The following is a 12,637-nucleotide window of genomic DNA, read 5'->3' on the forward strand; positions in this document are numbered from 1 at the left end:
ATCAGTATAAAGATATGAGAAGGAGATTGAATGATGGCTAATATTACAGAATTATCTGATAAGACATTCAATGACGAGACAAAAGAGGGACTTGTAATCACTGATTTTAATGCTGATTGGTGTCCTCCATGTAAAATGATGAACCCAATTCTGGAGAAGCTATCTTCAAAAGATGAGTTAGGGGATAAGATTAAGTTCACTTCTATGAACGTTGATCACAACCCTGATACTCCTAATAATTTCGGTATTCAAGGAATCCCAACATTTATCGTTAAAAAAGACGGCAATGTTGTCGGACGTCTCGTTGGTTACCAACCAGAAGCTAAGTTCCGCATGGCTTTAGAGAAGTTTATGTAAAAAATTATTTTTGGCGTGAATCTGCAAAATAAGATTCACGCTTTTTTTCTGCTCAAAAGGTGTTAATATGGTTCATGGAAACGGTTACATTAAGATGAAAGGGTGCGTGATGATGATAAATTTACCAGTGACGAGTAAATTTTTTAGATGGGACGACGGTGAGATAATCACAATCGATTTCGACCGGTCAGTCGACTTCAATCCTAACGACTATCCAGAGCTAACCGAGATTGGACATTGGATTATTTCAGATGACTTATCCAAATTCTATTTAGTTCATAAAGACCGAGCAGAATTTCCTGACAGAGTAATCAATCAAATTTTAGGCGATTTGAATTTGAATGGTTACGAACTGATTCACAGTGGAGCAACTTATGCATAACGAGTCAAAAAAGCCGAATTGAGCGGCTTTTTTACTTTTTATTGGAACTCAACAAAACGCTTGCTCCAAAGTTCTTCAAAAAATGAAATCGTATCTTCAGCTGTTAAATAATCGTTGTCAAAAGTTGTCGTCATATCGTGCTCCATTAAAATCTTGTAACCTAATCCATGTGCCATGACGATAGTGGCATTACAGGTATATTCTGTCTGTGCACCACAAATTTCAAGGGTCCGAATACTATTTTGCATCAACAGTTCATTCAAATTCGTTTTAAAGAAGGCATTGTCGTGAGATTTTTCTACGATTAGGTCTTCTTTTTGTTTGTCCAATTCTTTGGGGAACTTCCATAGATCACTGTCATGAACAACGTTTTGATCATGATGTTGTACAAAAATAATTGGTAAATTAGCTTGTCGATATAAAGTAATACGGTCATTAACTTTTTTGAGCAATCCTTTAAAGTCATAACTATATTGAAGTGCTTTTTGAAAATCGAGAACAATCAGTGCTTGTGCTAATTTTGACATGAGCTCACTTCCTTAAATTTTTCCTAAAGCGAGCGTAACATTGCTATTTATTATATGAAAGCGATATTATGGCAAAATGTCTCTTTTTGAAATTTGCCGATATAGAAGGGTGTGATTTATAATGAAGTTTACTAAAATATAAGGAAAACAATATGAAAAAATTAAAAATTATTTCTATATTATTCGGAGCAGTTGTTTTAGTGGCTTTAGCAATTGGTGGAGTTTTTGTTTATAAAACCCAACAATCGCTAAATTCATTGAATACAGCTAACTCCAGTGTTTCCAAGAAAATCAATCAGGGTAAGCCTTTTTCAATTCTTTTATTGGGGGCCGATACAGGAACTGATGGCCGAGTCGATCGAGGGAATTCTGATACGATGATGCTTTTGACCTTGAATCCAGCTAAGAAAAAGACTGTTGCCTATTCGATTCCTCGTGATGCTCTAGCTGAAATGGTCGGAGATAAGGAAAAGAATGTTCAAAAAATCAATGCTGCTTATAATATTGGTTTGGCAACGATGGCTAAAAAGACAGTGGGCAGTTTCTTAGGCGTTCCAGTTGATTATCATGTAGCCATCAATATGAAAGCCTTAGAAAAAACAGTTGACTTCGTCGGTGGCGTGACTGTCAAGAGTGATCTCAATGTGTCATTTGATGGGATAACGATTCCTAAAGGAACGCATCACTTAAATGGCAAACAAGCTTTAACTTATGCACGGATGAGGTATCAAGACCCACGTGGAGATTATGGTCGTCAAATTCGTCAGCAACAAATTTTAAAGGCGGTCGTCAAAAAACTTGAGCAGCCTAAGTATCTTGCTAAATTGCCTGATTTGATTAAATCGTTAGGTTCAGATATCAATACTGATTTAACGACTAGTCAAATCGACCAGATTATTTTGAAGTATCATAATGCTTCTAAATCGATGAGCTTCAATCAGCTGCAAGGACAGACGGCTTGGATCAATCAAAGTTCGTATCAAGTTTTGCCTACGCAAACGCTCCAACAGGCTTCAGATAAGTTACGTGCTAATTTAGGACTTGATTCAGCTACATTAGACAACACGGAAACCAAATTGAATGCGAAAAATAAATCGTTCTTCAATGATGAAGATAATACTGATTATAAGACTTATGGATTAGATAAGACTTATTACAGCAACAATACATATTAAAAATACTCCATAACATTTAGATGAAGAATCTAAGTGTTGTGGAGTATTTTTTATAATGTGACATCAGCGATTATTTGACTGTGCTCATAAGGGAAATGCGATTCAGAAATTTCAAATGGTTGACCATCATCAAGATAGCTTAATTGATTGATGACTAAAACGGGTTCGCCAATTTCTTTTGCAATGCCAGTTTTAATGTCATCTTGATCAGCTTTTTTGGCACTGACCACTCGATGAGAGCCCTCAATGCTTAGGCCTTCGCTTTGTAAATGTCCATAAATCGATTTTTTCAAAATATCGTCGGTTAAGGTCGTGATAGAAGTGGGCATGATAGTGTGCTCATAAGCAAAAACTTCTTTGTTGACGTAACGGACTCTTCGAATCACATAAACTGGTTCGGTGTCTGGAATCAATAGTTGTTCAGCTTCTTTTTTAGTAGGGATGCGGGCTGATAATTCAACGATTTTACTGGTAACTTTTTTGCCCTCATTGGTTCTGGTAGCTCCCAAAGGTTTGTCGATTGGGGAAACAACTCCAAATTCGCTTTTATCGATTTTATAATCTTTGCGAACAAAAGTACCAGCACCACGCTTTGAGTAAACCATCCCTTCAACGACTAGCTGTTGAATAGCTTTGTGGACAGTAATGCGGGTAGTACCGAAATTTCGAGCCATTTGATTTTGATCTGGCATCAGCTCCCCAGGCGCATATTTGCCAGTCTTTATTTGCTGGCGTAATTTGTCAGCGACCTCTTTATATTTATATGCCATAATTGTTCTCTTTTTTCTCGATAGTGTTTCCTACTAAGTTTAGCATTTTTATTAGTCTTTTTCTGCCCTTAAATAAAAGTATATACTTTTTATAAAATAAGTATTTACATAGGTCGAAAACGATGTATAATGAAAGCGTATTCAAAAGATAAATAAACGAAAGGACGGTGTAATATGACGGAAGAATTACCAGAGGATTTTGCTTGGGGCAACTCGAGTTCCAGCATGCAAACTGAAGGTGCTTTTGATATCGGAGGAAAAGGCAAGTCGGTTTACGATGTCAGACCCGCCACAAAGGATGCGTCAGATTGGCATGATGCTATTGATGAATATCATCGTTACAACGAAGATTTCGATTTGATGGCAAAAGAAGGGATGAATTTCTATCGTTTCCAAATATCATGGAGTCGCGTTAATCCAATGGGTGATGGGGATTTCAATGAGGAAGGAATCAAGTTTTATGACAAGCTGATTACTGCGTTACTAAAACGTGGCATCACGCCAATGATTTGCCTGTATCACTTCGATATGCCACTGCACTTAGCAGAAGAATATAACGGCTTTTTATCACGTCATGTGGTGGACGCTTTTGTTCGTTACGGAATTGAAATGGTTAAGCGTTTTGGTGACCGAGTCAAGTATTGGATTACTTTTAACGAACAAAACCTCTATCACACTAGCGGCGCATTTAGGATTGCTGGTTATTTGAAGGGTGATAAAACAATTGATGAATTGTATCAAATCAGTCATCACGTTATGTTGGCTCATGCTGGCGTTGTTAACTATATTCACGAACAAACTGATTGCAAGACTGGGGGGATGTTAGCTTATAGCGAAGTGTATCCAGCTTCTCCAAAGCCCAAAGATATCTTATACGCTCGTCAAATCAATGAATTTTTGAATCGCGACTTGTTGGATGTCTTTGTCTTTGGACGTTATTCAAAGGAAGTTTTGACCTTTGTTAAAAACCATCAGATTGATATGGATTATCAGTTGAATGATGATGAGGCGCTTGTAAAAGTGACGTCAGATTTTATTGCATTTAGCTATTATAGGAGCGATACGATTAGTTCAGATCTTGTTCCAGAAGGAACTATTCCTAATTATTACCTTGATAAGGGCGTAAAAAAGAATCCATATCTGAAATCATCGGAATTTGGTTGGCAAATCGATCCCTTAGGATTTAGAGATATTTTAACTAAGGTTTACAACGAGTACGGTGTCCCAATGTTTCCAATTGAAAATGGAATTGGTTTACGTGAAGAATTCGATGGTAGTGAGATTCAAGACGATGAGCGCATTGAATACCATCGTGAGCATATTCAAGCTATGAAAGATGCTATTTTTGAGGATGGCGTCGAAGTTATCGGTTATTTAGGATGGGGCCTAATTGATATCCCAAGTTCCAGCGGCAATATGGACAAGCGCTATGGAACGGTTTATGTCAACCGAACTAACCATGACTTGAAAGATATGAAACGTGTTCCAAAGAAGAGCTATTGGTGGTTGCAACACGTTATTAAAACTAATGGCTCAGATTTATCAGATTTAAAGTAGTAAAAAAATATTCTGGGGGCGAATTTTATGGCTAGTGAATCAACATCAGAAAAACTAGAACATAATTCTTTCTTAGATAAATTCACTAAGGTTTCTGTCACAGTTGGTAATTGGGTTTATCTAAGATCGTTACGTGATGCTTTCGCTGTTATCTTGCCAGTCTTTATTATCGCTGGTTTAGGTACATTGCTTAATAACACGGTTTTCGTTTGGTTATTCAAGGGTGCTACTTTAGCAAAAGTTCAAGTTTTTGGTAATGCCATATCAAATGGTACTTTGAACGTTGCCGGTGTCTTAGTTGCACCTATGATTGGCTTCATGTTGGCTCGTAATAAAGGATTCAATAATCCGATTGCGGCTTCTGCCATGTCTTTGGCATGTCTATTCATCATGATGCCTGGTTCTATTTCTTTAGCTGGTATGAACGGTAAGACCATGCACACTGTTACTGGTGGTATGAGTTATCTAAATACTGGTACACAAGGTATGTTCGGTGGTATCATCGTCGGACTTGTGGCTACGGCTATTTTTATCAAATTAGCTGGTATCAAAAAATTACAGATTAATTTAGGTGAAAATGTTCCACCTGCAGTTAGTCAATCATTCAGCGTTTTGATTCCTGCTTTGATTTTGATGTCAATCTTTGCTTTGATTGCTGCATTATTAGCTGGTTTGTTCAACGCCGATTTGATCAATTTAATCAAGGATTGGATTCAAGAACCACTTCGTGGATTTAACACAAGTATTGTTGGCTTTTGTGTCATTTACTTCTGTGCTAACTTCCTCTTTACTTTGGGTATTCACCAAACAGTTATTTCAGGTTCTTTGATGGATCCACTGGTATTGATCAATATGAACCAAAATATGTTAGCTTATGCTCACCATGCACAAATTCCTAACATCATCACTACTTCTTTCGTATCAAACTACGTTTTAGTTGGTGGTTCTGGTTCAACAATTTCTTTAATTATCGCTATTCTTCTCTTCAGTAAAGTTAAAGCTGGTAGAGATGTTGCTAAACTATCGTTGGCACCTGGTATTTTCAATATCAACGAACCTATGATTTTTGGTTATCCTATCGTCTTCAACTTACCATTGATGATTCCATTCGTATTATTCCCAGTTATTGGTGCTTTGATGGGATACTACGCAACGCTTCTAGGTTGGGTATCAAGAACAGTCGTCTTAGTACCATGGACAACGCCGCCTTTGATTGGTCCATATCTATCGACAGCCGGTGATTGGCGGGCCGTTATCCTACAAGTCATTATCCTAGCAATTGGTGTTTTCTTATATCTTCCATTTATGAAGATCAGTGAACGTGTTGCTGCAAAGCAAGCTGAAATGAATTTGGACCCTAAGGCTTAATTATGAAAGTTTGGTTCAGTTATCTCGCCATTGCTGGTTTGATTCTTTTAGGATTATTTGACCTAGTAAATTTTGGGTTGAGCATCACAACCGTAAGCACCTTTGCAATTGCAATCCTCTTTATTATTTCTTTGTACAATTCATTGCAAAATAAAAAGATGCAGAGTAAAAAAATTAAATAATAAAAATGGCAAAATTCTATATAGAATTTTGCCATTTTTTGATACTTAATTAAAAAATGAGTTTTAATCAATAAAAAATAATTTTTGAGAGTAAAAGAGTAAAACTTTGAACTAAATATTTAGTAAAAATCGATGACGTTTGTAAATTATCTCACAAGTTTTAAGAAATTGATTGGAATTACTAATTAGATTAGAAAGCTCTTAATGATTGATATAAAGGCAATCTGTTATACTATTCAAAGACAGGTGTTTACGGTAATTAAACAAAAATGATATTTTAAGGAAATTAGTCGAAATAATGTGACAAAGGTCACAAAAAGATATTGTTTTTAATTATTGCAACCGTTAACATTGGAATTGGAATGAAAAAGAGAAAAGGAGGGCGTAATTTCTAAAGAATTTTAATTTATTCGATTAAATTAATGCTTACTTTTTAAGTATAAGTAGGAGGCATTTTGTATGAAAAAGAGCCTGTCTAAGTCAGCATATGGAGGAATTTCTGGGGAGAAATACGTTCCATATGTGACTGATAAAGATAATCATGGTGGCAACTCGATTATTATGATTATGGGTGCCATCTTGGCAGTGATTTTCGCCGCATCGACTGCTTATTCAGGGATGAAAGCTGGATTGACAGTTGCTGCAGGGATACCAGGATCAATTATTGGTTCAGGATTAGTTGCTGCTTTTGCAAAAAAGAAGGGAATCCTCGGCAAGAACCTTCTCCAAGGGATGTCCAGTGGTGGTGAATCAATTGCCAGTGGAATGATTTACGTCTTGCCCGCCATTATTGTTATCGGTGGTCGAATCAATTTCATTGCTGGGGTTTTAGTTGGGGCCTTGGCTGTACTCTTTGCGATTGGAACGTCTTCATTAGTTCAAAATTATTTAGTCGTCGAAGAGCATGGAAAATTGGTCTACCCTGAATCAATGGCCATTTCAGAAGCTTTAGTAGCGTCCGAAGCCGGAGGGGATTCCTTGAAATTTATGGGAATCGGCTTTGGTATCGGTGGAGTCTTGACTCTGTTCACGACCCAAGTGTTCGGTTGGATTAACAGTACCATCACCTATGTTGGTAATTCGTTTTATCGCTGGAAGATGTCGACTGAAGTTAATCCAATGTTAGCCGGAATCGGATTCGTTGTTGGTTTAGATGTTGCTTTGACAATGTTTGCTGGTTCAGTGCTATCGAATTTTGGTATCACGCCACTGATTGCTAACTTTACCCAAATGGCTGGCAATCATGCTAAGGATTGGAACGATGTCAGTGTTGCCGTCAATCAAATGGGCGTCGACCAAGTCGCAGGATCATATTCGAAATATATTGGTGCTGGTATGATGCTTTGCGGTGGAATTGTTGGTGCCGTTAAGTTGATTCCAGTTATCATTACTTCAATCAAGAAGACTTTAAATGCTAGAAATGGCAACAATGATGATCGTAATCTCTTAGGAATTTGGTCATTATTGATTGCTGTTATTGCAATTTTTGTCGTAGGTTTCTTTATCTCTGGTAACATTGCCATGGCAATCGTTGGTGGAATCCTTTCAATTATCTTGGCCTTGTTATTCGTTATCGTATCTGCCAGATTAGCTGGTACTATTGGGTGTTCCAATGCGCCTGTATCTGGTATGACTATTGCTTCTTTAGTTATTATGACTTTAGTCTTCGTCATCTTTGGCTGGACTAGCAATGCTAATAATCAAATTCTATTATTATTTGGAGTCTTCATCGTTACAGCCATCTCTGTTGGTGGTGCCTACATGCAGACTCAAAAAGTAAATTACGTTATCGGTGGCAATAAAAATGAAATGATGAAGTATTTCATGATTGCCGCTATGATCGGTGTCATTATCGTGGTCGGAATGACTGTAATTCTCGAACCACAATTGAAGATTACCGGTTCAAATCCACCATTTGGTATGCCACAAGCTAACTTGATTGCAACATTGACAACCGGAATCATGTCAGGAAATCTTCCTTGGATTATGATTATTATCGGTGTCGTTATTGCGGTCGTTTGTTGGATGCTGGGACTATCAATTATGACTGTCGCTTTAGGATTTTATCTACCAATCTCGACTACTTCAATTATTTTAGTCGGTGCTTTGATTAAAATGTTGATTGAAAAAATTACTAAAGATAAACAATTACAAGATAAAAGAGTTCAAAGCGGTATCAGTCTTTCATCAGGATTAATCGCCGGAGGTTCAATCATTGGACTCATCGGAATAATCTTGCACGTAACCAACGTATTAGGCGACAAGACGCCAACAGGATTTGCTGGCAGCAACGCCGTTGGTTTAATATTACTGGCAGTTTTAATCGTTTCAATTATTCTACCTTTGGTCAATATTAAAAAAGAAGCCAAGTAGGAGGTAAGTTAAATGGCAAAGCGTCGTCCTAAATTAACTGAAGAAGATTTAAAGCACATGGTATTTAAGAAGAACCCTGAAGTAACTTATCAAAGAAAAGCAGGCATCATTACCATTGTGAGAAAACAAGATCATCCCATTCAAAAATTTTTCCGGAAATTACACGTTCACATTCCTGAAAAATCTTATTTAGAGATGGATGAATATGGAAGCTACGTCTTCACCAAGGTTAATGGACATCGAAATGCTTATGAGATTGGCAAGGAACTAGCCGAAAAGTTTCCTGACACCGATAAGTATCGCTATACCAGATTGATACTTTTCTTACAACAAATAGAAGACGTTGACCATTTAATTGAACGAGTTTCATAATGAAATAAGAATAAAAATTTACTGGGGGATTTAAAAATGACAGATCGCATCGAATTATCAGCATGTACATCAATCATGGTAGGTAAAAAGGCCTCAATGGATGGAGCAACTTACATCTCCAGAAATGAAGACCGTTTGAATGCTATTTATAGAAAAAGAATTATCGTTCAACCTGCTGTTTCAGGCCGTAAAGAAACTTATGTTTCACCATATAATAAGATGACAGCACCTTATCCAGAAAGTGGCTATCGTTATACATCAACGCTTGACGCTGACCAAAGTACTGGACCAAACGAAGAGGATGGCTTTAACGAAAAAAATGTTGGTGTCAGTGCTACCGAAAGTGTTTATGCCAATGAAAAAGTTTTAGCCTTTGATCCATATGTTAAAAATGGTTTAGCTGAAGATTCCTTAGCAACCTTAGTCTTGCCATACATCGATTCCGCTCGCGATGGAGTAAAGTATTTAGGTAAGTTAGTTGCTAAATATGGTTCAGCCGAAGGAAATGGCTTGCAATTCAACGACAAAGACGAAGTTTGGTACATGGAAGTAGTTACTGGACACCAATGGGTAGCCGTACGTATTCCAGATGACAGCTATGCCGTAGCTGCTAATCAAGTTGCCATTCAAGACATTGACTTCAACGACCCCGAAAACTTCATGTGGGCTGATGGCATCCAAGACTTCGTAGAAAAGCATGACTTGAACCCAGACTTCGACCGTTGGGACTTCAGACATATCTTTGGCACAGATACTGAAAAAGACCACCACTACAACACGCCACGTGTTTGGTTTGCACAACGCTATTTGAACCCATCGATTGAACAAGACCCAGAATCAGCTGAATTGCCATTTATCAGAAAAGCTGAAAAGAAAATTTCAGTTGAGGATATTCAATACCTATTGAAGTCACACTACAATGAAACAAAGTATGACCCACTAGGAAACGGCAGCGAGCACGACAAGAAAACATATCGTTCAATCTCACTATCAAGAACAGCCAACTCACACATCTTGCAAATGAGAGACTCAGACAAGAATGGAGCTGCCGGAGTAGAATGGACAGGCTTTGGAATCCCAAGCTTCTGCCCACAAGTACCATTCTTTACAAACGCCAACGACATCGACGAATCATACAGCTATACACCAGAAAAGATGGACCTAAAGAGCGCCTATTGGTTATATGAAGCCTTAGCAATGGTAGTAGAATCACACTACAAAGAATTCGTAGAACCAAACCTAGACTATCAAAAAGCCTTATCAGAATGGGCCAGAAGAAAAATCGATGCAGTCGACCAAAAAGCAGTGAAAATGGAAGGTAAAGAATTAACAGAATACCTAACAGAGCAAAATCATGAAATAGTTAAACATTATAATGAAGAAACAAAGAAACACCTAGCAGATTTGGTAACACAAGGAACGGAGCTGTCCAAGTTGACATTTAAGATGGATCCAAATCTCTAGAGAGTGAAACAGGGGCGCCCAGCTCACGAGGACTAAGACAATTTCACGAAGTGCTCGCGCATTTTGCGAGCAGTTTGGGAAATAGGCTTAGCCGCAATGAGTTGCCCCTGTGTAACTCGTTTCCACTATGCTGCAAAGAAGCGAATCAGTTTAGAGCTATTAAAAATTCAAAATTCCAAAGCAAATTTCCGTTAATAAGCAAAAAATCAGGAATTTTAGACATAATAAGACTTGATAACTTCAAAACGCTTCACCAAAAATCAGCAAAACGAAACGAATCTCCAACCAAAAAATACCAAACCAAACCAAAAAAAACACCCAATCCCAAAAAATCTCCAAAAATAACAGAGATAAATCCAGATTAGGTGTTTTTTCTATGTCTAAAAATCTCCACAAAGCCCATAATAAAACACGTCCATAAGACAATTCCAACTATCTAAAATGTCCATAAAACTCCAACTAATAACAATGACCTCAAACCAAAAAAATTGTAAACTTATAAATAATATATAAAAAAATCACTAAAACAAGAAAAACCGAGGTAAATAATCATGAAAGATATCCGTTTCAAAAGTGTCTTCGATATCATTGGTCCAGTTATGATAGGACCCAGCAGTTCCCATACTGCCGGAGCAGCCAGAATTGGCAAAGTTGTTCACGATATCTTTGGCGAAAAGCCAGAAAAAATCACTATCGATCTTTACGAATCCTTTGCTAAAACTTATCGCGGTCATGGAACCGATGTAGCCATTGTCGGCGGTTTATTAGGAATGGAACCAGACGATAGAAGATTATCCGATTCCTTGAAGATTGCTTATGAAGAAGGAATCAAGGTAGCTTTCGTACCTAAAAGCGATAAAGTCGATCATCCTAATACCGCTAAAATCAATTTGGTCAAAGGAGACCATCAATTATCAGTTACCGGAATCTCCATTGGTGGCGGAAATATCCAAATTTCTGAAATCAATGGTTTTAAGATGTCTTTGAGTTTAGGCACGCCAACATACATTACTGTCCATAAAGATATTGCTGGGATGATTGCCAAAGTAACGGAAGTGTTCTCCGAATTCGATATCAATATCGGTACGATGACCGTTACCAGAACAGCCAAGGGCGAAAAGGCTTTGATGATACTTGAAGTCGATGAACGCTATGACAAGGAAAATATTTTGAAAAAACTCCAAGCATTGCCCAACGTGGATAATGCCACTTACTTTGAATAGGGGATGAGACAATGTTTTATACAATTAAAGAGTTAGTTAAAAAGAGTGCTGATTATGATTCTGTTGCCGACTTGATGGTTCAAACGGAAATGGAAAATACAAACCGTTCAAAAGAATTTATTCGTTCACAAATGGAACGCAATTTAAAAGTTATGGAACAGTCGATTGCGGAAGGAATTGCTGGCGTTAGATCAGTAACTGGTTTAACTGGTGGCGATGCTAAAAAAATGGATGCTTATATCAAAAAAGGCGACTTTTTAAGCGGACAACCGATTCTTGAAGCAGCCAGAAATGCTGTAGCGGTCAATGAAGTCAACGCTAAGATGGGCTTGATTTGTGCGACGCCGACTGCAGGTAGTGCTGGGGTCTTAGCTGGAGTTTTAGTAGCTGTCAGAGACCGCTTAAAAATGACTCGCGAACAACAAGTTGACTTTTTGTTTACAGCTGGAGCTTTTGGTTTAGTGATTGCCAATAATTCTTCAATTGCTGGAGCAGAAGGTGGATGCCAAGCAGAAGTCGGCTCAGCTTCAGCTATGGCGTCAGCTGCTTTAGTTTGTGCTAAAGGCGGCAGTGCTCAACAAGCAGCTGAAGCAGTTTCAATTACTTTGCAAAATATGATGGGACTAGTTTGTGATCCTGTGGCTGGCTTGGTAGAAGTTCCTTGCGTAAAGCGTAATGCTTTGGGTTCTTCTCAAGCGATGATTTCAGCCGATATGGCTTTAGCAGGAATCACAAGTGTTATACCAACTGATGAAGTAGTCGAAGCAATGCACAAAGTTGGACAACAGATGCCATCTATTTTTAAGGAAACAGCTGAAGGTGGTTTAGCTACTACGCCAACAGCTTTGAAACTGAAAAAAGATATTTTCGGTGAATAATATTTTTTA

General features: G+C 37.8%; 13 protein-coding genes. 11 read left to right on the forward strand and 2 right to left on the reverse strand.

What is annotated here, in order from left to right:
* The first annotated feature begins 33 nt into the window (after window positions 1-33).
* Both FHL05_RS00780 and FHL05_RS00785 read left to right on the forward strand, forming a co-directional pair.
* Window positions 34-357: a thioredoxin family protein gene (locus FHL05_RS00780; protein ID WP_153385385.1), complete on the forward strand. Its 324-nt coding sequence runs from the start codon at window positions 34-36 to the stop codon at window positions 355-357.
* Window positions 358-469: 112 nt separating this feature from the next.
* Window positions 470-739: a hypothetical protein gene (locus FHL05_RS00785; protein ID WP_153385386.1), complete on the forward strand. Its 270-nt coding sequence runs from the start codon at window positions 470-472 to the stop codon at window positions 737-739.
* 38 nt (window positions 740-777) lie between these two features.
* On the opposite strand, the gene FHL05_RS00790 is transcribed toward FHL05_RS00785, so the two are convergent.
* Window positions 778-1,266, reverse strand: coding sequence for an isochorismatase family protein (locus FHL05_RS00790; RefSeq protein WP_153385387.1), 489 nt, complete (start codon window positions 1,264-1,266; stop codon window positions 778-780).
* Between the two features lie 152 nt (window positions 1,267-1,418).
* Here FHL05_RS00790 and FHL05_RS00795 point away from each other — a divergent pair, with 152 nt between their 5' ends.
* A complete protein-coding gene (locus FHL05_RS00795) occupies window positions 1,419-2,441 on the forward strand; it encodes an LCP family protein (RefSeq protein WP_153385388.1) in 1,023 nt (340 codons plus the stop codon).
* A 50-nt stretch (window positions 2,442-2,491) separates the two neighbouring features.
* On the opposite strand, the gene FHL05_RS00800 is transcribed toward FHL05_RS00795, so the two are convergent.
* Entirely contained in the window at window positions 2,492-3,211 is a 720-nt protein-coding gene (locus FHL05_RS00800; protein ID WP_153385389.1) for a GntR family transcriptional regulator, read from the reverse strand.
* Between the two features lie 174 nt (window positions 3,212-3,385).
* On the opposite strand from FHL05_RS00800, the gene FHL05_RS00805 reads away from it, so the two are divergent.
* From FHL05_RS00805 to sdaAA, 8 genes are all read left to right on the forward strand, one after another.
* A complete protein-coding gene (locus FHL05_RS00805; RefSeq protein WP_153521797.1) occupies window positions 3,386-4,768 on the forward strand; it encodes a glycoside hydrolase family 1 protein in 1,383 nt (460 codons plus the stop codon).
* 27 nt (window positions 4,769-4,795) lie between these two features.
* Window positions 4,796-6,136: a PTS sugar transporter subunit IIC gene (locus FHL05_RS00810; RefSeq protein WP_153521799.1), complete on the forward strand. Its 1,341-nt coding sequence runs from the start codon at window positions 4,796-4,798 to the stop codon at window positions 6,134-6,136.
* Between the two features lie 2 nt (window positions 6,137-6,138).
* Window positions 6,139-6,318, forward strand: coding sequence for a hypothetical protein (locus FHL05_RS00815; protein ID WP_153385392.1), 180 nt, complete (start codon window positions 6,139-6,141; stop codon window positions 6,316-6,318).
* A gap of 459 nt (window positions 6,319-6,777) precedes the next feature.
* Window positions 6,778-8,691 (forward strand): OPT/YSL family transporter, encoded by a 1,914-nt coding sequence (locus FHL05_RS00820; protein WP_153385393.1) that lies wholly within the window; start codon window positions 6,778-6,780, stop codon window positions 8,689-8,691.
* A gap of 12 nt (window positions 8,692-8,703) precedes the next feature.
* On the forward strand, window positions 8,704-9,063 hold the full coding sequence (locus tag FHL05_RS00825) for a PqqD family peptide modification chaperone (protein ID WP_153385394.1): 360 nt from the start codon (window positions 8,704-8,706) through the stop codon (window positions 9,061-9,063).
* Between the two features lie 36 nt (window positions 9,064-9,099).
* Window positions 9,100-10,527: a C69 family dipeptidase gene (locus FHL05_RS00830; RefSeq protein ID WP_153385395.1), complete on the forward strand. Its 1,428-nt coding sequence runs from the start codon at window positions 9,100-9,102 to the stop codon at window positions 10,525-10,527.
* Window positions 10,528-11,078: 551 nt separating this feature from the next.
* A complete protein-coding gene (gene sdaAB / locus FHL05_RS00835) occupies window positions 11,079-11,750 on the forward strand; it encodes an L-serine ammonia-lyase, iron-sulfur-dependent subunit beta (protein ID WP_153385396.1) in 672 nt (223 codons plus the stop codon).
* Between the two features lie 11 nt (window positions 11,751-11,761).
* Window positions 11,762-12,628 (forward strand): L-serine ammonia-lyase, iron-sulfur-dependent, subunit alpha, encoded by an 867-nt coding sequence (gene sdaAA, locus FHL05_RS00840; RefSeq protein WP_153521801.1) that lies wholly within the window; start codon window positions 11,762-11,764, stop codon window positions 12,626-12,628.
* Window positions 12,629-12,637 lie beyond the last annotated feature (9 nt).

It is taken from the genome of Companilactobacillus halodurans (genome assembly GCF_009600995.1).
Taxonomy (GTDB): domain Bacteria; phylum Bacillota; class Bacilli; order Lactobacillales; family Lactobacillaceae; genus Companilactobacillus; species Companilactobacillus halodurans.

Coding starts and splice junctions, on each gene's coding strand:
- FHL05_RS00785 (WP_153385386.1), top strand. CDS start 470: ATGATAAATTTACCAGTGACGAGTAAATTTTTTAGATGGGACGACGGT.
- sdaAB (WP_153385396.1), top strand. CDS start 11,079: ATGAAAGATATCCGTTTCAAAAGTGTCTTCGATATCATTGGTCCAGTT.
- FHL05_RS00810 (WP_153521799.1), top strand. CDS start 4,796: ATGGCTAGTGAATCAACATCAGAAAAACTAGAACATAATTCTTTCTTA.
- FHL05_RS00805 (WP_153521797.1), top strand. CDS start 3,386: ATGACGGAAGAATTACCAGAGGATTTTGCTTGGGGCAACTCGAGTTCC.
- FHL05_RS00815 (WP_153385392.1), top strand. CDS start 6,139: ATGAAAGTTTGGTTCAGTTATCTCGCCATTGCTGGTTTGATTCTTTTA.
- FHL05_RS00795 (WP_153385388.1), top strand. CDS start 1,419: ATGAAAAAATTAAAAATTATTTCTATATTATTCGGAGCAGTTGTTTTA.
- FHL05_RS00800 (WP_153385389.1), bottom strand. CDS start 3,211: ATGGCATATAAATATAAAGAGGTCGCTGACAAATTACGCCAGCAAATA.
- FHL05_RS00825 (WP_153385394.1), top strand. CDS start 8,704: ATGGCAAAGCGTCGTCCTAAATTAACTGAAGAAGATTTAAAGCACATG.
- FHL05_RS00820 (WP_153385393.1), top strand. CDS start 6,778: ATGAAAAAGAGCCTGTCTAAGTCAGCATATGGAGGAATTTCTGGGGAG.
- FHL05_RS00780 (WP_153385385.1), top strand. CDS start 34: ATGGCTAATATTACAGAATTATCTGATAAGACATTCAATGACGAGACA.
- FHL05_RS00830 (WP_153385395.1), top strand. CDS start 9,100: ATGACAGATCGCATCGAATTATCAGCATGTACATCAATCATGGTAGGT.
- sdaAA (WP_153521801.1), top strand. CDS start 11,762: ATGTTTTATACAATTAAAGAGTTAGTTAAAAAGAGTGCTGATTATGAT.
- FHL05_RS00790 (WP_153385387.1), bottom strand. CDS start 1,266: ATGTCAAAATTAGCACAAGCACTGATTGTTCTCGATTTTCAAAAAGCA.